This window comes from Nonomuraea rubra, from assembly GCF_014207985.1.
GTDB classification, from domain to species: Bacteria; Actinomycetota; Actinomycetes; order Streptosporangiales; family Streptosporangiaceae; genus Nonomuraea; species Nonomuraea rubra.
In genome coordinates, this window is record NZ_JACHMI010000001.1 from 10,486,853 (window position 1) to 10,510,183 (window position 23,331).

At 70.2% G+C, this 23,331-nt stretch carries 21 protein-coding genes; 10 read left to right on the forward strand and 11 right to left on the reverse strand.

What is annotated here, in order from left to right; translation table 11 throughout:
- The first annotated feature begins 114 nt into the window (after positions 1-114).
- Genes HD593_RS47730 through betA form a run of 5 tightly spaced genes read left to right on the forward strand, consistent with a single transcriptional unit; the run spans position 115 to position 6,635 of the window.
- Positions 115-1,155: a quaternary amine ABC transporter ATP-binding protein gene (locus HD593_RS47730; protein ID WP_312904260.1), complete on the forward strand. Its 1,041-nt coding sequence runs from the start codon at positions 115-117 to the stop codon at positions 1,153-1,155.
- Entirely contained in the window at positions 1,152-3,068 is a 1,917-nt protein-coding gene (locus HD593_RS47735) for an ABC transporter permease (RefSeq protein ID WP_185109504.1), read from the forward strand. The genes HD593_RS47730 and HD593_RS47735 overlap by 4 nt, the downstream gene beginning before the upstream one ends.
- The gene (locus tag HD593_RS47740; protein WP_185109505.1) at positions 3,065-4,045 is read left to right on the forward strand and encodes an ABC transporter substrate-binding protein; all 981 of its coding nucleotides are present in this window, start codon (positions 3,065-3,067) and stop codon (positions 4,043-4,045) included. Before HD593_RS47735 ends, HD593_RS47740 begins: the two co-directional genes overlap by 4 nt.
- The gene (locus HD593_RS47745; RefSeq protein ID WP_312904261.1) at positions 4,042-5,013 is read left to right on the forward strand and encodes an ABC transporter substrate-binding protein; all 972 of its coding nucleotides are present in this window, start codon (positions 4,042-4,044) and stop codon (positions 5,011-5,013) included. Before HD593_RS47740 ends, HD593_RS47745 begins: the two co-directional genes overlap by 4 nt.
- On the forward strand, positions 5,010-6,635 hold the full coding sequence (betA, locus tag HD593_RS47750) for a choline dehydrogenase (RefSeq protein WP_185109506.1): 1,626 nt from the start codon (positions 5,010-5,012) through the stop codon (positions 6,633-6,635). Before HD593_RS47745 ends, betA begins: the two co-directional genes overlap by 4 nt.
- A gap of 2 nt (positions 6,636-6,637) precedes the next feature.
- Here the strand turns inward: betA and HD593_RS47755 are convergent, their stop codons facing one another.
- Positions 6,638-7,408, reverse strand: a complete 771-nt coding sequence (locus HD593_RS47755; RefSeq protein WP_185109507.1) for a TetR/AcrR family transcriptional regulator — start codon at positions 7,406-7,408, stop codon at positions 6,638-6,640.
- Between the two features lie 78 nt (positions 7,409-7,486).
- On the opposite strand from HD593_RS47755, the gene HD593_RS47760 reads away from it, so the two are divergent.
- The 3 genes from HD593_RS47760 (at position 7,487) to HD593_RS47770 (ending at position 10,128) form a co-directional block, all read left to right on the forward strand.
- The gene (locus HD593_RS47760) at positions 7,487-8,425 is read left to right on the forward strand and encodes an ATP-binding cassette domain-containing protein (protein WP_185109508.1); all 939 of its coding nucleotides are present in this window, start codon (positions 7,487-7,489) and stop codon (positions 8,423-8,425) included.
- Positions 8,422-9,240 carry an ABC transporter permease gene (locus tag HD593_RS47765; protein WP_185109509.1) on the forward strand — a complete coding sequence of 273 codons (819 nt, stop codon included), beginning with the start codon at positions 8,422-8,424 and terminating at the stop codon, positions 9,238-9,240. The genes HD593_RS47760 and HD593_RS47765 overlap by 4 nt, the downstream gene beginning before the upstream one ends.
- A gap of 87 nt (positions 9,241-9,327) precedes the next feature.
- Positions 9,328-10,128: a nitroreductase/quinone reductase family protein gene (locus HD593_RS47770; protein WP_246547127.1), complete on the forward strand. Its 801-nt coding sequence runs from the start codon at positions 9,328-9,330 to the stop codon at positions 10,126-10,128.
- On the opposite strand, the gene HD593_RS47775 is transcribed toward HD593_RS47770, so the two are convergent.
- The 7 genes from HD593_RS47775 to HD593_RS47805 all read right to left on the reverse strand — a co-directional run bounded on the left by HD593_RS47775 (position 10,125) and on the right by HD593_RS47805 (position 18,767).
- Positions 10,125-10,676: a GTP-binding protein gene (locus HD593_RS47775; RefSeq protein ID WP_185112578.1), complete on the reverse strand. Its 552-nt coding sequence runs from the start codon at positions 10,674-10,676 to the stop codon at positions 10,125-10,127. The genes HD593_RS47770 and HD593_RS47775 overlap by 4 nt on opposite strands.
- A gap of 7 nt (positions 10,677-10,683) precedes the next feature.
- Complete coding sequence (locus tag HD593_RS47780) at positions 10,684-11,046, reverse strand: DUF742 domain-containing protein (protein WP_148435086.1); 363 nt, start codon at positions 11,044-11,046, stop codon at positions 10,684-10,686.
- Between the two features lie 26 nt (positions 11,047-11,072).
- Positions 11,073-11,495 (reverse strand): roadblock/LC7 domain-containing protein, encoded by a 423-nt coding sequence (locus tag HD593_RS47785; RefSeq protein ID WP_043616017.1) that lies wholly within the window; start codon positions 11,493-11,495, stop codon positions 11,073-11,075.
- Between the two features lie 21 nt (positions 11,496-11,516).
- Complete coding sequence (locus HD593_RS47790) at positions 11,517-14,453, reverse strand: sensor histidine kinase (protein WP_185109510.1); 2,937 nt, start codon at positions 14,451-14,453, stop codon at positions 11,517-11,519.
- A 222-nt stretch (positions 14,454-14,675) separates the two neighbouring features.
- Positions 14,676-16,901 (reverse strand): [protein-PII] uridylyltransferase, encoded by a 2,226-nt coding sequence (locus tag HD593_RS47795; RefSeq protein ID WP_185109511.1) that lies wholly within the window; start codon positions 16,899-16,901, stop codon positions 14,676-14,678.
- Positions 16,902-17,079: 178 nt separating this feature from the next.
- Positions 17,080-17,418, reverse strand: a complete 339-nt coding sequence (locus tag HD593_RS47800) for a P-II family nitrogen regulator (protein WP_020546578.1) — start codon at positions 17,416-17,418, stop codon at positions 17,080-17,082.
- On the reverse strand, positions 17,415-18,767 hold the full coding sequence (locus HD593_RS47805) for an ammonium transporter (RefSeq protein WP_185109512.1): 1,353 nt from the start codon (positions 18,765-18,767) through the stop codon (positions 17,415-17,417). The genes HD593_RS47800 and HD593_RS47805 overlap by 4 nt, the downstream gene beginning before the upstream one ends.
- 209 nt (positions 18,768-18,976) lie before the next feature.
- On the opposite strand from HD593_RS47805, the gene HD593_RS47810 reads away from it, so the two are divergent.
- A complete protein-coding gene (locus HD593_RS47810; RefSeq protein ID WP_185109513.1) occupies positions 18,977-19,903 on the forward strand; it encodes an ABC transporter substrate-binding protein in 927 nt (308 codons plus the stop codon).
- A 28-nt stretch (positions 19,904-19,931) separates the two neighbouring features.
- On the opposite strand, the gene HD593_RS47815 is transcribed toward HD593_RS47810, so the two are convergent.
- Entirely contained in the window at positions 19,932-20,693 is a 762-nt protein-coding gene (locus HD593_RS47815; protein WP_185109514.1) for an MOSC domain-containing protein, read from the reverse strand.
- A gap of 20 nt (positions 20,694-20,713) precedes the next feature.
- Positions 20,714-21,517, reverse strand: a complete 804-nt coding sequence (locus HD593_RS47820; protein ID WP_185109515.1) for an alpha/beta fold hydrolase — start codon at positions 21,515-21,517, stop codon at positions 20,714-20,716.
- Between the two features lie 80 nt (positions 21,518-21,597).
- On the opposite strand from HD593_RS47820, the gene HD593_RS47825 reads away from it, so the two are divergent.
- Positions 21,598-22,167, forward strand: coding sequence for a TetR/AcrR family transcriptional regulator (locus tag HD593_RS47825; protein WP_185109516.1), 570 nt, complete (start codon positions 21,598-21,600; stop codon positions 22,165-22,167).
- 169 nt (positions 22,168-22,336) lie between these two features.
- Here HD593_RS47825 and HD593_RS47830 read toward each other — a convergent pair whose 3' ends face one another.
- On the reverse strand, positions 22,337-23,278 hold the full coding sequence (locus tag HD593_RS47830; RefSeq protein ID WP_185109517.1) for a sigma-70 family RNA polymerase sigma factor: 942 nt from the start codon (positions 23,276-23,278) through the stop codon (positions 22,337-22,339).
- Positions 23,279-23,331: the final 53 nt, after the last annotated feature.

A 23,331-nucleotide genomic window follows, 5' to 3' on the forward strand; every position in this document is an offset into this window, starting at 1 on the left:
AGCGCGTTCCAATCGGGTAACACGGTTGACGCTCCGCGATCTCTTGACAGTCACGACGTTGAGAATCCCGCTATTGGCGACATATGTTGAGCGACGTCAAACGAGGAGGCGAGTGTGGGAGTTTCTCCCGACAACGCGGCAATCACCGTTGCGGGCCTGTGGAAGATCTTCGGCTCGAAGGCACAGAAAGTGCTGGACAGCGAGGACAGACACCTCGATCCCGCCGCGCTGAGGGAGAAGACCGGCTGCACCGCCGCCGTCCGTGACGTCAGCTTCGAGGTACGCCCCGGCGAGGTCTTCGTCGTCATGGGCCTGTCCGGCAGCGGCAAGTCCACCCTCGTCCGCTGCCTGACCAGGCTGATCGAGCCGAGCGCCGGCGAGATCAGGATCGGCGGCGAGGACATCAGGGCCGCCTCCCCCGACCGCCTCCGCGAGATCCGCCGCCACCAGGTCAGCATGGTCTTCCAGCACTTCGGCCTGCTGCCGCACCGCAAGGTGATCGACAACGTCGCGTACGGGCTGGAGATCCAGGGCACCGCCAGGCAGGCCAGGCACGCGCGGGCGGCGGAGATCCTCACGCTCGTCGGCCTCGACGGCTACGCCGACGCCTACCCCGACCAGCTCTCCGGCGGCATGCAGCAGCGGGTGGGCCTGGCCAGGGCACTGGCCGTGGAGCCCGAGGTGATGCTGTTCGACGAGCCGTTCAGCGCGCTCGACCCGCTGATCAGGCGCGACATGCAGGCCGAGGTCATCCGGCTGCACCGGGAAGTCGGCAAGACGATGGTGTTCATCACGCACGACCTGTCCGAGGCGCTCAAGCTGGGCGAACGCATCGCGATCATGCGGGGCGGCTCGATCGTGCAGCTCGGCACGGCCGAGGAGCTGGTGGGCGCGCCGGCCGACGACTACGTGGCCGACTTCGTACGCGACGTGCCCAGGAGCCACGTGCTGACCCTGCGCTGGATCAGCCGCGACCCCGAGCCGGACGAGCCGCTCGACGGGCCCTCCTTACCGGCCACCACCGTGATCAAGGACGCCATCGGGGTGGCCTCCTCCTCGTCCCGGCCGATCAGGGTCGTGGACGGCGACGAGCTGGTGGGCGTGGTGGACCGGGTGGACCTGCTCGCCTTCCTGTCGGGACAGGCCGCCGCATGAGCAGCACGGCCGTTCCGTCGCCCTCCCGGCTCGGGGGGTTGCCGAAGTGGGCGGCGCCGGCCGGGGTGGCGGTGCTGTTCGTGGCGGCGTACCTGGTCTTCCAGGGCACGGGGACGCTGCCGCACGACGACGAGGCGCCGCAGTTCCTGGCCGTGACGGAGCTGCGCGAGTGGATCGACGACCACCGCAACGACAACCCCCTCTTCCTGTACTTCCTCAACTACATCCGGCTCTTCGTGGGCTCGCTCTACGCCCTGTTCGAGACCGTCCTGTACGCGCTCGGCTGGCCCGGCATCACCGGCGTCATGGGCGCGCTGGCCTGGCTCGCGGGCGGCTGGCGGATCGCGCTGCTGGCGGTCGGCGGGGTGAGCGCGTTCGGCGTGCTGGGGCTGTGGGGGTCGAGCGTGGACACGCTGGCCCTGGTCGCGGTGGCGGTGCTGCTGTCGCTGGCGATCGGGATCCCGGTCGGCGTCTGGGCCGGGCTCTCCACCCGCGTGCGCCGCACGATCACCCCGGTGCTGGACGTCATGCAGATCATGCCGACGTTCGCGTACCTGGCGCCGCTCGCCCTGTTCTTCCACATCGGGGCGCCCGCCGGGGCCATCGCGACGATGATCTACTCGATCCCGCCCGCCATCCGCATCACGGCCCTGGCCATCTCCGAGGTATCGCCCACGGCGGTCGAGGCGTCCGCCTCGCTGGGCGCCACGCGGCGGCAGACGCTGTTCAAGGTCTACCTGCCGCTGGCCAGGTCCACGATGGCGCTGGCGATCAACCAGACGATCATGATGGCGCTGTCCATGGTCGTCATCGCGAACCTCATCTCGGCGCCCGGGCTGGGCGGCGACATCATCCGCGGCCTGTCCAGGGCCCAGGTCGGCATCATGCTGCCGGCCGGCATCGCCGTCGTGATCATGGCGGTGGTGCTCGACCGGATGATGATGGCGGTGGCGCGCCGCGACCCGCACGCCAGGCTCGGGCGGGCCGACCTCGCCGGAGCGGGCGTGCTGGCCGTCGCCGGGCTGGCGCTCATCCCCGTCCTGCCCAGGGTGTGGCCGGAGAACCTCACGGTCAACCTGGTCGCCGAGGTCAACGACGCCGTGCGGTGGGCCGAGGACAACTGGTTCACGGTGACCTCGTGGATCAAGGACACGACCTCCCACCTCCTGCTCAACCCCCTGGAGTCGCTGCTCACCTCGGCGCCGTGGTGGCTGGTCGCGCTGGCCGTGCTGACCGTCGCCTGGTGGGTCAGCGGCGTGCGTCCCGCGCTCACCGCGCTGGCCTGCCTGCTGGCGATCGCGCTGCTCGGCGTGTGGGAGCACACCATGCAGACGATGACCACGGTCGCCGTCGCGGTGCTCGTCACGCTCGTCATCGGCCTGCTGCTCGGCGTGGCAGCGGCCCGCTCGCCGCGGTACTCGGCCGTCCAGCGGCCCCTGCTCGACGCCGCGCAGACCATGCCGGCGTTCGTGTACCTGCTGCCCGCGCTGGCGCTGTTCGAGACGACCAGGTTCACCGCGATCTTCGCCTCCGTCATCTACGCGGTGCCGCCGGTGGTCCGCCTGGTCGAGGACGGCATCAAGGGCGTGCCCGCCACGGTCGTGGAGGCGGCCGTCTCCGCCGGCTCCACCCCCGGCCAGCTCCTGTGGAAGGTGCAGCTCCCGATGGCCAGGCGGGCCATCCTGCTGGCGGCCAACCAGGGCATCGTGATGACGCTGGCCATGGTGGTCGTCGGTGGCCTGGTCGGGGCGGGGGCCCTCGGCTACGACGTGGTCTCGGGGTTCTCCCAGCGCACCGACTTCGGCATGGGCTTCGTCGCGGGCGTCGCGACCGTGCTCCTCGGAGTCATGCTCGACCGCATCACGCAGGGCGCCGACAGGCGTCCTTCCCCCCGAAAGAGGAAGTTCACATGAAGATTCGCCTGCTCGCAGGCCTCGTCGTCGTGGGCCTGGCCGCCGTGGGCTGCGGCGGAGCCACGGTCGACACCAGCACCTCCGGCACCTCCGCCCCCGCGGCCGGGTCCACCGCCTCCGCGTCGGGCTCCGCCGGCACCGTGAAGATCGCGATCAACCCCTGGGTGGGGTACGAGGCCAGCGCCAACGTCGTGGCGTACCTGCTGAAGAACGAGCTCGGCTACACCGTCGAGCTGCCCGAGATCAAGGAGCAGCTCGCCTGGGAGGGCTTCGAGACCGGCGACGTGGACGTCATCATCGAGAATTGGGGTCACCCCGACCTGAAGAAGCAGTTCATCGACGAGAAGAAGACCGCGCAGGTGGCGGGCTCCACCGGCAACAAGGGCGTCATCGGCTGGTACATCCCCAAGTGGATGGCCGACGAGCACCCCGACATCACCGACTACAAGAACCTCAACAAGTACGCCGACCTGTTCAAGACCTCCGAGTCGGGTGACAAGGGGCAACTCCTGTTCGGCGACCCGTCGTACGTCAGCAACGAGGAAGCCCTGATCAAGAACCTCAAGCTGAACTACAAGGTCGTCGTCGGCGGCAGCGAGGCGGCCCTGATCAAGGGCGCCCAGCAGGCGCAGGAGCAGAAGAAGGCGCTGCTGTTCTACTTCTGGGACCCGCACTGGCTGTTCAGCAAGACCGACCTGGTCCGGGTCAAGCTGCCCGCCTACACCGAGGGCTGCGACGCCGACCCCAAGAAGGTGGCCTGCGACTACCCGGAGATGGACCTCGACAAGATCGTGAGCACGAAGTTCGCGCAGACCGGCGGCAAGGCGTACGAGCTGGTCAAGAACTTCAACTGGACCAACGAGGACCAGAACGCCGTCGCCGACGACATGACCAACAACGGCATGACCGGCGAGGAGGCCGCCAAGAAGTGGGTGGAGGCCAACACCGCCAAGTGGCAGGCCTGGATCCCCAAGTGATTCCCTCCGGACCGCGGCCCCGCCCGGCGGGGCCGCGCACCAAGTCGCTCGCGGGGATGCTCGTCGTGAGCCTGCTCCTGGCGGCCTGCTCCAGCGGCGAGCCGGAGTCCACGGCCCAGGCCAAGGGCACGGTCAACATCGACATCCACGCCTGGGTCGGGTACGAGGCCCAGGCCGCCGTGCTGGCGTACCTGCTGGAGCACGAGCTGGGTTACAAGGTCAACAAGCGGGCCGTGAAAGAGGACCAGTCCTGGCGGGATTTCGAGTCCGGCAAGGTCGATGTGATCGTCGAAAGCTGGGGTCACAACGACTGGAAGAAGGAGTACATCGAAGAGAAGAAGGTGGCCCTGTCGGCCGGGCTCACCGGCAACAAAGGGGTGATCGGCTGGTACGTCCCCGAGTGGATGGCCAAAAAGTACCCCGACATTACGGACTACCGAAACCTCAATAAGTACGCCCCCCTCTTCCGGACCGAAAAAACCGGAAATGCCGGACAAGTGCTGGACGGGGATCCGACATTCGTGACGAATGACGAGGCTCTCGTCAAGAACCTCAAGCTCAATTACAAGGTCGTCTACTCGGGCAGCGAGGCCGCGCTGATCAAGGCGGCCCAGGCGGCGACGAAGAATCGGACACCGCTGCTCATGTATTTCTACGAGCCGCAATGGCTGTTCACCAAGGTCAAACTCGTCAAGGTCGCGCTCCCGGCCTACGCCGTGGGCTGCGACGACGACCCGGCCGCGGTGGCCTGCGACTACCCGCCGTACCTGCTGGACAAGATCGTCAGCCGGCGGTTCGCGGAGCGGGGCGGGCAGGCGTACGAGCTGGTGCGCAACTTCAACTGGACCAACGACGACCAGAACGCCGTGGCCAGCGACATGATCAACGAGAAGATGAGCGCCGAGGACGCCGCCCAGCGGTGGGTGGAAGAGAACAAGATCGTGTGGAAGGACTGGATCCCCCGTTGAGGTTCGACTTCGTCATCGTGGGCGGCGGCTCGGCCGGCTGTGCCCTGGCCAACCGGCTGAGCGCCGACCCTTCGACGTCGGTGCTGGTGCTGGAGGCGGGGCGGCCCGACTACCTGTGGGACGTGTTCATCCACATGCCGGCGGCGCTGATGTTCCCGATCGGCAGCCGGTTCTACGACTGGAAGTACGAGTCGGAGCCCGAGCCGCACATGGACGGCCGGCGCGTCTACCACGCCCGCGGCAAGGTCCTCGGCGGCTCCAGCAGCATCAACGGCATGATCTTCCAGCGCGGCAACCCCCTCGACTACGAGCGCTGGGCCGCCGATCCCGGCATGAAGCACTGGGACTACGCGCACTGCCTGCCGTACTTCAAGCGCATGGAGAACTGCCTGGCCGAGCCCGGCACGGACTTCCGCGGCGGCGAGGGGCCGCTCAAGCTGGAGCGCGGGCCCGCGCGCGGCCCGCTGTTCGAGGCGTTCTTCGAGGCGGTCCAGCAGGCCGGGCACCCGCTGACCGACGACGTCAACGGCTACCGCCAGGAGGGCTTCGCCGCCTTCGACCGCACCATCCACCGCGGCCGCCGTCTCAGCGCCGCCCGCGCCTACCTCCACCCCGTACGCCACCGTCCCAACCTCAAGGTCAGGACCCGCGCCTTCGTGGAGAAGGTGCTCTTCGAGGGCTCCCGGGCGGTCGGCGTGATGTGCGACGGCCGGCGCATCGACGCCAGGGAGGTCATCCTCTGCGGCGGCGCCATCAACACCCCGCAGCTCCTCCAGCTCTCCGGCGTGGGCCCGCGCGCGCTGCTGGAGCCCCTGGGCATCGACGTCGTGCACGACCTGCCGGGCGTCGGCGAGAACCTCCAGGACCATCTGGAGGTCTACGTCCAGCACGCCTGCACGCAGCCGGTCTCCCAGCAGCCCTCCCTGGCGATGTGGCGCCGCCCCTTCATCGGCGCGAACTGGCTCTTCCTGCGCCGCGGCCCCGGGGCCACCAACCACTTCGAGGCCGGGGGCTTCATCCGCTCGAACGACGACGTGGCGTACCCGAACCTGATGTTCCACTTCCTGCCGATCGCCGTCCGCTACGACGGCTCCGCCCCGGCGGGCGGGCACGGCTACCAGGTGCACATCGGCCCGATGTACTCCGACGCCCGCGGCTCGGTCCGCATCACCTCCGCCGACCCGCGCCGCAAGCCCGCGCTCCGCTTCAACTACCTGTCCACCGAGCAGGACCGCCGCGAGTGGGTGGAGGCGATCAGGCACGCCAGGCGGATCCTGTCGCAGCCGGCCTGGGCCGGGCTGGACGGCGGCGAGATCTCCCCCGGCCCGTCGGTCCAGACGGACGAGGAGATCCTGGCCTGGGTCGCCAGGGACGGCGAGACCGCACTCCACCCGTCGTGCACCTGCCGGATGGGCACCGGTGAGACGGCGGTGGTGGACCCGGACACGATGCGCGTGCACGGCCTCGACGGGCTGCGGGTGGTGGACGCCTCGGCGATGCCGTACGTGACGAACGGCAACATCTACGCCCCGGTCATGATGCTCGCGGAGAAGGCCGCCGACCTGATCCTCGGCAACACCCCACTGCCGCCCGAGCCGGTGGAGTTCTACCGGCACGGGTGACGTCAGCCCTCGCCGCGCCGGCGGTTCACCAGGGCCTCGATGCCGTCGAGCACGCGTTGCAGGCCGAACTCGAAGGCGTGCTCCGGGCTGTAGGCGGCGTTGAGCTCCTCGCCCGCCGCCTGCCCGACCCGGGAGGCCGTGGGGTAGCGGCTGGCGTCGGCGATGCGGCTGAGGAAGGGCGCGTGCGCGGCCCACCACTGCTCGTCGCTGATCCCCGTCATGCGCTCCGCCTGCGCGGCCTCCACCGCGCCCCTGGCGGTGCCGTGCACGAAGCCGGTGATCAGCGTGATCACCGAGTCCATCTCCAGGTCCGACAGGCCGATGCCGTCGACCGCGCGCAGCTCGTAGTCGTACTTGGCCGTGACGTTGGGCCCGAGCACCGGCCGGTTGGCCGCCACCTGCAGCAGCCACGGATGGCGCAGGTAGAGCGCCCAGTTCTCCCTGGCGATCTGCTCCAGCCTGCCCCGCCAGCCGCCCGGCACGTCCTCCGGCCTGGCGGTCTCGCCGTAGACGGCGTCGAGCATCACGTCGAACAGCTCCGGCTTGCCCGGCACGTACGTGTAGAGCGACATCGTCCCCACCCCCAGCCGCTCGGCCACGCGGCGCATGGACAGCGCCTGCAACCCTTCGGCGTCGGCCACCTCGATGGCGGCGCGCACGATGCGGTCCACGCTCAGCTCCGGCTTGCCCTTGCGGCTGGTGCGCTCGCTGGTGCGCCAGAGCAGGGCCAGGCTGCGGGCGGGGTCGCCCTTCCCCGAATACTCAACTGTCACCCTCGTACGGTACACCGTACGGTTGCTATCTCGACTCGTATTCTGTACGGTACGGCGTACGATTCGAGAGGTGACACCATGACAGCGGTACTCGCGCAGGGACTGCGCAAGACGTACGGCGAGAAGGCGGCGCTCGACGGCGTCGATCTGGACGTGCGCCGCGGCACGGTCTGCGGCCTGCTCGGCCCCAACGGGGCGGGCAAGACGACGACCGTGCGCATCCTGACCACGCTGCTGCGGGCGTCGGGCGGGCGCGCGGAGGTGGCCGGGTTCGACGTGGCCACCCAGCCCCGCCAGGTACGCCGCACCATCGGCCTGGTCGGCCAGCACGCGGCGGTGGACGAGCTGCTGACAGGGCGGCAGAACCTGGAGCTGTTCGGCCGCCTCTACCACCTGAGCGCGGCCGAGGCCCGGGCGCGGGCGGGCGAGCTGCTGGAGCAGTTCGGCCTGGAGCACGAGGGGCCGGCCAAGGAGTACTCGGGAGGCATGCGCCGCCGGCTGGACCTGGCGGCCGGCCTGATCCTGGCGCCGCCCGTGCTCTTCCTCGACGAGCCGACGACGGGCCTCGACCCGCGCAGCCGGGCGGAGATCTGGCGCGCGGTGCGCGACCTGGTGTCCGGCGGCACCACGGTGCTGCTGACCACGCAGTACCTGGAGGAGGCCGACCAGCTCGCGGATCGCATCTCGGTGATCGACGCCGGCCGGGTGGTGGCCGAGGGCACCCCGGACGAGCTCAAGGCCAAGCTCGGCGGCGACCGGCTCGACGTGGTCGTCCACGACCCGGAGCTGCTGGCGCCGGCCGCGGAGATCATCGCCCGGGTGGCGTCCGGGCCCGCCGAGGTCGATCGCGACACCCGGCGCGCGAGCGCGCCGGTGAGCGAGCGCGTGCAGGCGCTCACGGAGGTCCTGGCCGCACTGGCGGCGGCCGGGATCGAAGCCGAGGACGTGGCGGTGCGCCGCCCGACCCTCGACGAAGTCTTCCTCGACCTGACCGATGCCGGAGGTGGCTCCAGATGACCGCGACGACCTACCGGGAAGGCCCGCTCACGCGGCTGCGCTGGGCGCTGGCGGACGGCTGGACGGTCGCCCGCCGCGACCTGATCCACTGGGCCAACCAGCCCATGACGGTGGTGTTCGGGATCGTCTTCCCCGTCATCATCACCCTCGCCTTCGGCTACCTGTTCGGCGGCGCGGTACGGGTGCCCGAGGGGGCGGACTACTTCGCCTTCCTCATGCCCGGCATGTACGGCATGACGATGCTGTTCGGCCTGAGCGCCACCATGGTCGCCGTCACCACCGACGCCTCCAAGGGCGTCACCGACCGCTTCCGCTCCATGCCCATGGCCCCGTCGGCAGTCCTGATCGGCCGCGCGATCGCCGACCTGCTCAACTCGATCCTGGTCCTGGCCGGCCTGCTGGCCTGCGGCCTGGCGGTCGGCTGGCGCCCGGCCACGCTCTCCGGCGCGCTCGGCGCGGTGGGGCTGCTGCTCCTCCTGCGCTTCTCCCTGCTGTGGGCCGGGATCTACCTGGGCCTGCTCACCAAGGATCCGGGAGGCGTGGTGGCGATCCAGACCCTGGAGTTCCCGATCGGCTTCCTCTCGAACGCCTTCGTCGCCCCCTCCTCCATGCCGGGCTGGCTCGGGGCGATCTCGGAGTGGAACCCGCTGTCGTCGACGGTGGCGGCGGCCAGGGAGCTGTTCGGGAACCCGGGGTGGGGCGGCGACTCGTGGGTGGCCCAGCACGCGGTGCTGATGGCGGTGGCGTGGCCGGTCGCGATCACGGTGGTGTTCTTCGTCCTCTCGGTACGGCTCTACCAGCGGCTGGACCGCTGAGCCCGAGCCGCCGGTTGACACCCCCGATACTTTGCTGCCTAAATTAGGTTTGCTTGCAAAGCAAACTCAATTTCAGGGGACAGTGAGTTGACGGACTTCAACCAGCAGGTGATCGAGGAGTTCCGGGCGAACGGCGGCAAGGTGGGCGGCATGTTCGAGGGCGCCCCGCTGGTGCTGCTGACCACCATGGGCGCGAGATCCGGCCACAGGCGCACCAACCCGGCCGTCTACCTGCGTGACGGCGAGCGCATCCTGGTCTTCGCCTCCAACGCGGGCGCCGACGCGCATCCGGCCTGGTACCACAACGTGCTCGCCCAGCCGAGGGTCACGGTCGAGCTCGGGAAGGAGACGTTCACGGCCAGGGCGGTGCCGCTGGAAGGGGAGGAACGCGACCGCATGTACGCCAGGCAGGCCGCCATCGATCCGGCCTTCGCCGCGTACCAGTCGCGGACCTCCCGCGTCATCCCCGTCGTCGCGCTCCACCCCGAGCAGGAGCGGCTGCGGGCGGTCGGGGCCGAGCTGGTCAGGATCCACGCCTACCTTCGGGGCGAGCTGGCCGCGCTGCGTGCCGGCGGAGCCGGCTCCGGTGAGGACCTGCGCACGCACTGCCTGGCCTTCTGCGAGACGCTGACCTTCCACCACACCGGGGAGGACCGGGTCGCGTTCCCGCACCTGGAGCGGCTGTTCCCCGAGCTGAAGGAGCCGCTGGAGCGGCTGCGCGCCGAGCACGTCGTGATCGCCCGGCTGTCCGCCGAGCTACGTGAGGCCCCCGACCCGGCGACGCTCGACCGCATCGCCGCGGAGCTGGAGGCCCACTTCGCCTACGAGGAGGAGCAGCTCGTGCCGGTGCTCGACTCCCTGGAGGAGGCGCCCTGGGCGGCGAGCTAGTGGACGGCGCTCGCGCGCAGGCGTACGACGTGCTCGACCAGCGAGATCAGCGTCGACTTGACCGACTCGCGGTTGCGGGCGTCCGTACGCACGATCGGCACCCCCGGCGACAGCGCGAGCGCCTCCCTGACCTCGTCGTCGGAGTGCGGGAACTGCCCGTCCCAGCCGTTCACCCCGATGACGAACGGCAGCTTGGCCTCTTCGAAGTAGTCGATGGCCGGGAAGCTGTCGGCCAGGCGGCGCGTGTCGAGCAGCACCACCGCGCCGATGGCTCCCCGCACCAGGTCGTCCCACATGAACCAGAACCGGTGCTGACCCGGCGTGCCGAAGAGGTACAGGATCAGGTCACGGTCGAGCGACAGCCGGCCGAAGTCCATGGCCACGGTCGTGGTCTGCTTGTTCGGGGTCAGACCGAGGTCGTCGATGCCCGCGGACGCGTCGGTCATGACCGCTTCCGTGGTGAGCGGGAGAATCTCGGACACCGCCCCCACGAACGTCGTCTTCCCGACGCCGAAGCCACCGGCGACGACGATCTTCGTCGACGTCAGACCGGCGCTAGAGCCTGCGTAGTCCACTGAGCACCCTTTCGAGCATGTTGAGGTCTGGCTGTCCCTGGCTGAGGCGTGGCTGGTGCAGGCGGACGAGCCCTTCGTCGGACATGTCCGCGACAAGCACCCTGGCCACGCCCAGCGGGACGCGGAGCAGGGCCGAGATCTCGGCGACCGACCGGAACGACCTGCAAAGCTGCATGATGGCCTCCTGCTCGGGGGTGAGCATGGCCATCTCGTCGTCCGGGATCGACATGGACGAGATCAACGTCTCCATCGCGAGGTGATAGCGCGGCTCGGATCTTCCGCCTGTCACCGCGTAAGGACGGAACAGGGGCTCTTCGTCCCCGGTTCCGTCAGCGCCGTACACGGCCCTCTCCCATCAGTTCCATCACATCACCGGGTCCTGGCGGCCTGCAGCTCCGCGCGCAGGGCCGGTGTGAGCGCCTGCCCCGCCCTGTCTACCAGCAACGTCATCTGATACGCCACCAGACCCATGTCACAATCCGGACCCGCCAAAACCGTCAGCACGGAGCCGTCGCTGATCGCCATGACCAGCAGGAGCCCGCGCTGCATCTCCACGACGGTCTGCGTCACCGCACCGCCCTCGAACACCCTGGACGCACCCACGGTCAGGCTCAGCAGACCCGCGGAGACCGCGGCGAGCTGGTCGGCCCTGTCCGGAGGGAAGCCCTCCGACGCGGCCAGGCAGAGCCCGTCCGCGGAGACGACGACGGCATGCGCGACTCCGGGCGTGTTGCGTACGAAGTCGGTGATCAGCCAGTCGAACCTGTGCGCCTCATGGCTAAGGGTTGTCACGCATCCTCCCCGGCGGGACGCTTACTCACTTCGTTCCTCCTGTCCACGTACTTCCTGGCGGCCCCGTCGGACACCCTGCTGATAGCTGGCCATCCTGCTGCGCATCCGGTCCGCTGAGACCGGGGGCGTCGGCGCCTGCCGCTGCGCCTGCTGCTGCTGCGCCTGCGCGGGCCGGCTCGCCGTGCCCGGCACCAGGTTGGCCTTGGGGGTCCGTTTGGGGAGCCCGGCGGCGGTGATGCCGCCGAGGCTGGGTTCGCTGGCTTTGGCCGCCGCCTGCCATCCGGCATCCGCGGCCGTTCGCCACGCTTCCTCCCCAGAGGGTACGGCTTGCGCGGGGCCGGACTCACCACCGGGCTCCTCCGTACCCGCCCGCTGCGGCCCGGCTTCGCCCTGTGGCCTGCGGAACCAGGCCGACTCCACCGAGGCGAAGATCGGCAGGAACTCCTCCTGCTCCTGCTCCAGGGGCGACACATCCACCGCCGGCGCAGGATCCGGCTGCCGTACGTTGTTCGTCGGGTAGGCCGGCGGCGGCGTCTGGAACGCGCCATTACCAGACGGGTAGGAGGGCGAGCTCGGGAACGAGGGGTAGGAACCGGTGTCCTGCGAGGCCGGCTGCCTGCGGTAGGAGCCGCCGTCGGTGTCCGCGGTGAAGCCGTCGATGCCCGCTCTGCCGGGGTCGGTGTGGAACGTCCCAGGGCGGGGCATGCCGGGCGTGCTGTCGTACGAGCGGGGCCCGCGCCTGGCGGGGCCGCCGTCGAGCGCGCCGCCGTTGAAGGATCCGCTGTTGAAGGCGCCGCTGCTCGGGAACGCCCCGGTGCCCTGGCCCGGCGTCCCTGGGCCCTGCGCCGGCGTGCCGCCGTCGAACGGGCCTGGCCCGCCGGAAGGCGGTCCCGCGTGCCGCGGCCTGCCGTTCTCTGGCGGTCCCTGCCTGGCAGAGCCCGCGTCGAAGGAGTCGAAGCTGGCGAACGACCGGAACGACCCGTTCTGCACGGGCGGCCCGAGCGGCGCCGCGGGCTGGCTGGGCACGGTGCCGCCGCCGAACGCGGGCCGCTGCGGCAGCGGCTGCTGCGTCCCGTCGGCGATCAGCGTGGGCGGCAGCAGCACCATGGCGATCAGACCGGCGCCCTCGCCCTTGCGCAGCTGCACCCGGATGCCGTGGCGCAGCGCCAGGCGGCCGACCACGAACAGGCCCATGCGCCGGGAGACCGACACGTCGACCACGGGCGGCTCGGCCAGGCGGCGGTTGGCCTCGGCCAGCTCGTCCTCGGTCATGCTGATGCCGGTGTCGCTGACCGACAGCAGCGCGCCGCCGCCCTCGATGAGCGCGCTGGTGACCGTGACCTGGGAGTTGCTCGGGGAGAACTGGATGGCGTTCTCGACCAGCTCGGCGACGAGGTGGACCAGGTCGTTGGCGCAGCTGCCGAGCACGGACGTGGCCCGGTGCACCTTGACCTGGACGCGCTCGTACCCTTCGACCTCCGACAGCGCGGCGCGTACGACGTCGACCAGCTTGGCCGGCTGGCTGCGCCGGCGGGTGGCCTCGTGGCCGGCCAGGACCAGCAGGTTCTCGGAGTTGCGGCGCATGCGGGTGGCCAGGTGGTCGAGCTTGAACAGGTCGGCCAGGCGGCCGCCGTCCTGCTCGCCCTTCTCCAGGCCGTCGATCAGCGAGATCTGCCGCTCGACCAGCGTCTGCGTGCGGCGCGAGAGGTTGACGAACATCGAGCTGATGTTGCTGCGCAGCTCGGCCTCCTCGCCCGCCAGGCGTACGGCCTGCCGGTGCACCTGGTCGAAGGCCCGGGCCACTTCACCGATCTCGTCGTTGCCCTCGACCTCGATGGGCGCCACGTCGCGGACGGTCGTGTCGCCGCTGACGCGGAGCTGGCGCACCACGTCGGGCAGCCGGAAGCCGGCCACCTCCAGCGCCTCGGTACGCAGCCGGCGCAGCGGGCCGACCATGGAGCGGGCGATGGCGACGGTCAGCAGCAGGACGACGATCAGCAGCGCCACGACCAGGGAGCCGGCGATGATCGCGCTGCGGGTCTCGGCGGAGCGCAGCTCCTGGCTGCGCAGGGCCACCCCGCCGGCCAGGCCCTTCTCGATGCCGTGCAGCACGTCGATGGCCGCCGTGTTCTCCTTGAACCAGTTCAGGCGCTCCGCTCTGGCGGAGATGAGGTTCTCCGTGATGCGGGCGCCCGGCGCCCTGCCGCTGACCAGCACGATCGCGCGGGCCTTGGTGAGCTGGACGTTGACGTACTCCTGCTTGGAGGTCAGCGCCTTGGACAGCTTCAGGCCCACCTCGACGCCGGCCTCGGCACCGACGGAGGCGATCTCGGCCTGCTGGCGCGCGTTGGAGGCGATGAACTGCTCGACGTCCTTGGCGTCCGCGCTGTTCGGGTTGTAGGAGTTCTGGATGAGCTGGACGCGCTGGCGCGACATCTCCTCCTTGGCCGACGCCAGCGCGCTCAGGCCGCGGAACAGGCCGACGATCTGGGAGTCGTCCGACAGGAGCGCGAGCTCGTCGTGCAGGTTGAGCAGGGTGTCGGTGAGGAAGTCGTACCGGATCGTCTCGACCTGGCCCTCGGTCCTGATCTTCGACAGGCGGCTCAGGTCGTACCTGGCCTGGGCGGCGGCCCTGACGACGCGCGGGCCGTAGGAGTCGTCCATGGCGTCGAGGTCGGTGCGTACGGTCTTGACCAGCGAGTCGACGGCGGCCTTGCGCTGCGTGTAGTCGGCGGCGAGCTCCTTGCGCATCGCGCGGTTGGCGCCGATCCAGCCTCCGGTGTCACGCTCCAGGCCCAGTGCCTGCACGAGATCGCGGATGCGGCCCGCCTGCTCCGCCGCGGTGGCGGTGCGGTCGTAGACGTCGATGCTCTGCACCGACTCCACCACTCGTGTTCCCCCGAGCACGACGGCGGCGATGGTGGGCACCAGGATGAGGGCTGTGAGCCGCCATCTCACGCGCCAGTTTCTCAGGCCGAGCCGCGACAGAGACCGCTTCCCGCGGTCCTGCCGCACGGCTGGGCCACTGCCCGAATTCCCCGTAGTCACCGCTCCCGCTACCCCTCAATCGTCCCGCCCGCAACGGGTCATAAGCCGTCCACAAGGTATCCGCAGCATCTGACTTAACAGGCATATCGGACACAATCGTTACAAACGTGACCGGTAGTTGTGTGCTGTTGGTTATCGCAGTGCGGCAAGGACTTGATCGCGGACTTGTGCCCTCTGCGCGTCGTCGCTGAGGGGGCGACCAGCGCGGTCCACAACGTAGAAGACGTCCACCGCCTCCGCGCCGAGAGTCTCTACGCGAGCGGCTCTCACGTCAAGACCACACTCGCCGAACGCCCGTCCGATCCGCCACAGAAGTCCCGGCCTGTCATGGGCCCTGACTTCCACCACGGTGGCCGTCGCGGAGGCGTCGTCGACCAGCGTCACCCGAGGTGGAGCCACCGGTACGCGGGGCGGCCGCACCGACCGGGTACGGCGGGCCAGCCGCTGTTCGATGTCAAGACGCCCAGCAAGGACGAGGCGCAGGTCGGACTCCAGCGTCGCGGGGTCCGGAGGCGACCCGTACTCGGGGATGACCGAGAACTCGATCACCGCCGTCGAACCGGCGGAGGCGGACGAGGCGGAGCGCACGACGAGCCGGTGCGCCGACAACACGCCGGCCGCGCTCCACAGCAGGCCCACCCGGTCGGGGGCGACGACCGTGACCGCTCCCCCGTTCACGCGCACGGCGCCGCCGCCGTGGCGGGCCAGCGCGGCCTGCTCGGACGAGAGCGTCGGCGGCTTGGGCGGCGGTGAGCCCGCCAGCACGGACCTGACCCGGCGCACGAGGTCGGCGACCAGGCCGGCCTTCCAGCTGTTCCAGGCCGCGGGGCCGGTCGCGTTGCCGTCGGCGACCGCCAGCGCGGCCAGCAGGTCGAGCACCTCGCGCGAGCCGACGGTCGCGGCGACCTTCTCGATCGTGACGGGGTCGTCGAGGTCCCTGCGCGTGGCGGTCTCGGGCAGCAGCAGGTGGTGGCGTACGACGGTGGCCAGCGTCTCGACGTCCTGCGGCGGCAGGCCGATCCGGGTGGCGATGTCGCGCACGACGACCTCGCCGGTCGCCGAATGGTCGCCCGGCCAGCCCTTGCCCACGTCGTGCAGCAGAGCTCCGATGAGCAGCAGGTCGGGGCGGGAGACCTCGCGGGTGTGGCTGGCGGCGTTCGCGGCGGCCTCGATCAGGTGGCGGTCGACCGTGAAGCGGTGGATCGGGTTGCGCTGCGGGCGGTGGCGCACCCGCTCCCAGTCAGGGAGCAGCTTGACAAGGATGCCCGCCTGGTCGAGCTCCTCCCACACGGGCACGGCGGCGCGCCCGGCGCCGAGGATCGACACCAGCGCGTCACGCGCCTCCTCCGGCCACGGCACCGGCATCGGAGGCGACTGAGCTGCGAGTACGGACACCGTGGCGGGCGCCAGCGGCAGCCCGGAGTCCGCCGCCGCGGCGGCGGCACGCAGCACCAGGACCGGGTCCTTGCGCGGGTTGACGCCACGGGCGAGCACCACCTCGCCGCCGTGCTCGACCACGCCGTCGGCCAGCGGGCGGCGGCCTCGTGGAGCCGGCCCTGACACCAGCCTGTCAACGGTGCGCCAGGTGGCGTCGAAGGCGTGGGAGATGGTCCGGCCGGCCTCGGCCAGCCTGCGCATCAGGGCCTCGGCGTCCAGCAGGCCGAGCAGCCCGGCCACCGCGTCCTGCTCCTGCAGCACCAGCCGGTCGGTGCCGCGGGCGGTGACGACGTGCAGCGCGTGCCGTACGTCCAGGATGAGCTCGTACGCCTCCCGCGCCCGGGGGCCCGGCGCCGAGGCGACCCAGGCGGCGGCCACGGCCTGCATCGCCTGCACGTCGCGGAGCCCGCCACGGCCGTCCCTGAGATCGGGCTCCAGGAGGAAGGCCAGCTCGCCACTGGTCTGGGCCCGCTTGTCGGCGGCCTCGCGCAGCTCGCCCAGCCTGCGCCGGGAGTCGGCGCGCCATTCGGCCAGCACCGCCTCCCTGGCCTTCCTGGTCAGGTCGGGGTCGCCGGCCACGTGCCTGGCCTGGATGAGGCCCAGCACGGCCTTGAGGTCCTGCCGGGCGACGGAGACCGCCTCGTCCACCGTGCGTACGGAGTGGTCGAGGCTGACCGCCGAGTCCCAGATCGGATACCAGATCCGGTCGGCGATCCTGGCCACGTCGGCCCGGCCGTTGTGGAGCAGCACCAGGTCGAGGTCGCTGCCGGGCGCCAGCTCTCCCCTGCCGAGGCTCCCGACGGCGACCAGTGAGACGTGGTCGCCGTCGGTCGCCGTGCGGAAGAGATCCTTGAGCCAGCGATCGGTGTCCGTGGTCCGCTCCTTGCGGGCCGCGGCGTACGAACGGGCCTCTCCCCTCACTGTTGCGCCCCCTTGCCGAGCTCCGCCAGGACACCGTTGTCCTGGCTTCGCCACGGATCCATGGAAACCCTGAGGAACTTCACCTGGACACCATCGGCCAGGCCCCTCACGTGTCTGATGGCCTCGCTCCGCGAGGACGTCCCCCTGTGATGGATGTCCTCGCTTCGCTGCGGATCCATCACAGGGCTTCCGGACCCCGTTCGCCGGTGCGGACCCGGATGACGGTGTCGACCGGCACCGACCAGACCTTGCCGTCACCGATCTTGCCGGTGTGCGCCGCCTTGACGATGACGTCGATCACGTCCTCGGTGTCATCCTCCTCGGCGAGGACCTCCAGCCGGACCTTCGGCACCAGGTCCACCTGGTACTCGGCGCCGCGGTAGACCTCGGTGTGGCCGCGCTGGCGGCCGTAGCCGCTCGCCTCGCTGACCGTCATGCCCTTGATGCCGAACTGTTCGAGTGCGGCCTTCACGTCATCGAGCTTGAAGGGCTTGATGATCGCCGTGATGAGCCTCATGCGTCCACCTTCTTGGGAGCCGTGGTGGTGGGACCGTTGGGGGAGCTCACGCCCGAGGCGTAAACGGTGCCGAGGTCGTAGCCGGTCTCGGCGTGCGTGGAGACGTCCACGCCGGTGACCTCGGCCTCCTGCGGGATGCGGAAGCCCATGGTCTTGTCGATGATCTTACCGATGACCCAGGACATCACGAAGGAGTAGCCGCCGACGGCGACCGGGCCGAGCACCTGGAGGCCGAGCTGGCTGATCTGCCCGCCCTCGATCAGGATGCCCTTGTTCTGGCCGGGCAGGAACGGGTAGGCCGCGACGAAGCCCAGCGCGACGGCGCCGATCACACCGCCGACCAGGTGCACGCCGACCACGTCGAGGGAGTCGTCGAAGCCCAGCTTGTACTTCATGCCCACGGCGTAGGCGCAGCCGACACCGGCGAGCAGGCCGATGACCACGGCGGCCCACGGGTCCACGAAACCACAGGCCGGGGTGATGGCGACCAGACCGGCCACCGCGCCGGAGGCGACGCCGAGCGTGGTCGCGTGACCGTCGCGCAGCTTCTCCACCACGAGCCAGGCACCGGCGGCGACGGCCGTGGCGACCTGGGTGTTCATGAAGGCCAGGCCGGCGGTCTGGTCGGGGGCCAGCTCGGAGCCGGCGTTGAAGCCGAACCAGCCGAACCACAGCAGACCGGTGCCGAGCAGCACCAGGGTCAGGTTGTGCGGCCGCATGGGCTCCTTGCGCCAGCCCGTGCGCTTGCCCAGGACGAGCGCGAGCGCGAGGGCCGCGGCACCGGCGTTGATGTGCACGACCGTACCGCCGGCGAAGTCCTCGATGCCGAGCTGCGTCAGCCAGCCGCCGCCCCAGACCCAGTGGGCGACGGGGAAGTAGACCACCGTGGCCCAGACGAGCGAGAACAGCACCCACGCGCCGAACTTGGCCCGGTCGGCGATGGCGCCGCTGATCAGCGCGACGGTGATGATGGCGAACGTGAGCTGGAAGGCGGAGAACACCATGAGCGGGAAGTTGTCGGCGGCGGCGGCCTCGGCCGTCACGCTGCCGCCCTCGACGATCAGGCCCTCGTAGACGGCGTTGAAGACCCCGCTCAGACCGACGTAGTCGAGTCCTCCGATGATCTGGTTGATACCGCCGCCTTCGCCGGCCGTATCGAACGCGAGGGAGTAGCCGTAAAGGACCCAGGCGACCGTCACGACGATGATGGCGACGAACGACATCATCATCATGTTCAGAACGCTCTTGGCCCGGGTCATACCCCCGTAGAAGAACGCGAGGCCCGGAGTCATCAGCAGCACCAGGGCGGTGCATACCAGCATCCAGGCGGTAGTGCCGCTGTCGATCATCGAAGCGACCCTCCTTCTTACATGTGACGTGTGGCCACAGCGTGTTCTCCTGGGGTTTCGTGGCTCGACCAGGCGTGTTTCACATTCGTGAATCTCGCCGCACTGGTGTTTCGCGTTCGTTTCGGGCTACTCACAGGGCCGATTTCGGCTTTGCCAATCCGGACATGAGATACTTAGGCTTGCCTAACCTAAGCGATCAAGGAATACTCATGCGTCTCCGCCTGGCCATCGCCGCCATGCTCCCCGTGTTAGCGCTTACCGCGTGCGGGACTTCGACCACCGCCCAGGACGCCGGTCCCACCAGGACCGTCAAGCACGCCATGGGCGAGACCAAGGTGCCCATGACCCCGAAGCGCGTCGTCGTGCTCGACACGGACAAGCTCGACACGATGGTCACCCTCGGCCTCTCCCCCGTCGGCGCCGCCCAGGCCCAGGAGAACCAGACCTGGCCCGAGTACCTCGGCTCCGCCCTGGCGGACACCAAGCCGGTCGGTACGCTCCAGCAGCTCAACATCGAGGCCATCATGGCGCTCAAGCCCGACCTCATCCTGGGCTCCAAGTTCCGGCAGGCGGCGTTCTACGACAAGCTCGCCAAGATCGCCCCGACCGTGTTCACCGAGATGGTCGGCATCACCTGGAAGGAGAACTTCCTGCTCGACGCCGAGGCGCTGGGCAAGAAGGAGCAGGCACAGCAGCTCCTGTCCGGGTACGAGACGCGCGCCAAGGAGGTGGGCGCCAAGTTCTCGAAACTCCAGGTCAGCATCGTGCGTTTCATGCCGACCGAAATCCGCCTGTACGGCCCCGACTCGTTCAGCGGCATCGTCCTGGGCGACGCCGGCATCCCGAGGCCGGAGACGCAGCAGCTCGCGGACCAGGAGGACAAGCGCATGGCCAAGATCAGCCAGGAGAACATCGCCAAGGGTGACGGCGACGCGATCTTCTACACCGCGTACGGCGAGGCGGCGGCCAAGTCGCAGGCCGAGATCACGGCGGGTCCGCTGTGGAAGAACCTCGAGGCGGTCAAGGCGGAGCACGCCTTCAACGTGGACGACGAGATCTGGATGACCGGAATCGGCGTCACAGCGGCCGGCAAGATCCTCGACGACCTGGACAAGCACCTCACGCCGCTCGCCTGAACCGCACCTGGCCGGCTCGGCAGGACGGCTAGCCGAGCCGTACGGGGTCGCCCTTCCTGACGACCCCGGGCCGCAGGACCCGCGCGTACACCCCCGCGCAGGCCTGCGGCGCCAGGTCGAACACCGGCACCCGGTTGTGCCTGGCCACCGTCCGCAACGCGTCGGTGTCGCGATCCAGCGCCCCGTGCGCGAGCGTCGGCACCGCGCAACGCGGGCTGGCCACGATGACGTGCAGCACCACGTCCTCGCCGACGTGCAGCTCCCGTCCCACCCAGCCGTTCTCCACGAAGCCGTCCGGCTCCGTCGCGATCACCAGGTTCGGCCGGTAGCGGAGGGCCTCGACGTGCCCGCGCGGGCCGAGGGCGCCGATCCGCTCGACGGTGGAGGACGTGATCAGGTGGATCGGGGCGAAGTCGAAGAACGTGCCCTCGGGGGAGCCCGTCCCGAGCGTGGTGATGGTATGCGGCACCTCGGCCTCGATGCCCTCGGCCAGCACCTGCTCCGGCACCGACCGCTCCAGCTCGGCGCCCTCCGGCGGCACGTCGATCAGCCTGACCTCGCGGCCGAGCAGCTCCGACAGATCGGAGTCGCCGGGCGTGCGCGCGCCCTCGATGGTCAGCAGCCCGCGCCAGAGCCTGGGGTTCTTGGCACTGGCGATCTTTCCTGTCGCGACGTCGAGCACGGCCCGCGCCCGGTCCCCGGCCAGCCCGCGCTCGGTCACCAGGCTCTCGGCGACCTCTTCTCCCAGCATGGATTTGACCGGATAACGGCGCAGTGTCTCGACGTGCATGCCGCCGATCCTATGCCTGCCTATCCCTGGGCCCAGAACCTCCGGAGGTGAGGCACCAGCTCGCCGGCCCGCTCCTCCGGGAAGAACAGCCGCCCGCCCTCGATCTCCACGATCTCCCTGACGCCCGGGATCGTGTCGCGCAGCCAGCGCGCCCAGCTCAGGTCGAAGAACGTGTCACCCGTGCCCCACACCAGGAGCGTCGGCACGGTCAGCACGGTGAGCTGCGGCTCGATGGCGATCAGGTCCTTGGCGTCGATGGCGGCCAGCATGCGCTCGAACGCGCGCCCGCCGCCCGGCTTGCCGAGTATCGGCCTGAGGTACGCCTCCACCACCGCCTTCGGGTCGTCGATGCGCTCGTAGCCGTCGCCGAAGGCGGTCCCCGCCAGCAGTTCGGGCCGGTCGAGCAGGACCGCGGTGAGCTGGGCCAGCTCGCCCCTGGCGGCCAGCTCGACCGTGGGCCTGAACGCCTCGGGCGGGGTGTTGGTGTGCACGTCGCAGTTGGTGAGGGTGAGCGTGCGCAGGCGTTCGCGGTGCCGTACGGCGAAGATCTGGCACACCGCGCCGCCGGTGTCGTTGCCGACGAGGTCGATCTCGGTGAGGCCGAGGTGCTCGCAGAGCTCCTCGACGGCCTCGGCCAGCGCGGGGATCGACAGGTCGTCGCGCGGGTCGCTGCCGCCGTGCAGCGGCAGGTCGATGGCCACGCAGCGGCGCTCGTCGCGCAGCTCGCCGATGACGTGGCGCCACAGGTGGGAGCCGGTGCCCACGCCGTGCACGAACAGGGCGACCGGGCCCTCGCCCTGGTCCACGTAGCTGATGCCGTCCATGCGGTGGTCCCCCTTTTTTGCAAACCGACTGTCGGTCTATGAAATTACCGACCGATAGTCGGTTTGTCTAGAGTGGAACCATGAACCTCAAGGCGGAACGCGGCGCGGCCACCCGCGAAAGGGTCCTGACCATCGCCACGCGGCTGTTCGCCGAGCGCGGCTACGAGGACACCTCGATCGAGACGGTGCTGCAGGAGTCCGGGCTGAGCAGAGGGGCGCTCTACCACCACTACGCGGGCAAGGAAGCCCTGTTCGAGGCCGTGCTGGAGGCCACGGAGGCCGGGGTTGGCGCCAGGATCGTGCAGGCGGTCCGGGGGGCCGGGAGCCCGGAGGCGGCGCTGCGCATCGGCATCCGCACCTGGATCCGGCTCGCCGGCGACCCCGTCATCAGGCGCATCGTGCTCATCGACGCGCCCGCCGTGCTGGGCTGGGAGCGGTGGCGCGCGCTGGAGGAGCGTTACTCGTTCGGCATGCTGAAGTCGGCACTCGAGGCCACGAAGGCGGTGCCAGCCGCGTACGTGGACCTGCACGCGCACATGCTGCTGGCCGCGATCAACGAGAGCGCGCTGCTCGTGGCGCGGGGCGGCGACCACGCCACGGCGGAGGCGGCCGTCGAGGAGTTCCTGCGCCGCCTGCTACGCACCGACTGACCGGCCGCCCGGCTCGCCGGCTGACCGGGAGCGGCTGAGCGGCTGACGGGAGCGGCTGAGCGGCTAAGCGGCTGGGCGGCTGGGCGGCTGGGCGGCGAAACGAAAGACGGGCCGCCGCCGACACGCCACCTCCCCAGGTGTGTCGGCGACGGCCCGTCGGACAGGGACGTCAGGCGGCCGCGGTCGCCATCTTGCGCAGCCGCGCCAGCGCGTCGCGCTCGATCCGGCGGGCCCGGTCGCGGCCGATGCCGTACCGCTCGCCCACCTCGGTCAGCGTGTGCTCGCGCCCGTCCAGCAGCCCGTACCGCCACCGCAGCATCTCGCTGGTGGGCCCTTCCAGGCCGGTGAGCCACTGGTCGAGCCGCTCCCGCTCCAGGATGTCGATCGCCTGCTGCTCGGGGTCGGCCCAGGTCTCGTCGGCGATCATGTCGCCGAGCTCGGTCTCGTCCTCGTCGCCCACGCCGAGCTGGAGCGAGACCGGGTCGGAGGCCCAGCGCCGCAGCTCGCGTACCCGCTCGATCGGCAGGTCGAGGATCCCGGCGAGATCGTCGTCGGTGGGCTCGACGTCGAACTCCGCCAGCATGTCGCGCCGCACCCGCATCAGCCGGGTCATCTGCTCCCCGGCGTGCGTGGGCAGCCGCACCGGCCGGGCCTGCTCGTGAATGGCCCGCCCCACCGACTGCCTGATCCACCACGTGGCGTAGGTGGAGAACTTGTACCCCCGGCGGTAGTCGAACTTCTCCACCGCCCGGACCAGGCCCAGGTTCCCCTCCTGGACCAGGTCGATCAGCGGCATCCCCCGCCCCGAATATTTCCTGGCCACCGCCACCACGAGGCGCAGGTTGGCCTGAATGAACTCCTCCTTGGCCCGCTGGCCCGAGATGGCCAGGCGCTCCAGCTCCTCGTCGGCCGCGTCCCCGATCCGCGGCTCCGAGCCCCCGCTGTCGAGCAGCTGCTCGGCGAAGAGACCCGCCTCGATCCGCTTGGCGAGCTCCACCTCTTCCTCCGCCGTGAGCAGCGGGACCCGGCCGATCTCGGCCAGATACGTCCCCAGCAGATCGCGATCAGCGACGTGCTGCTCCTGCGTGCGACTCCCCGTAGGCCTTGCCATCCCCAGGCACCTCGTTCCGCAGCTGCGTTCTATACCCGGCCAACGTCCGGCCA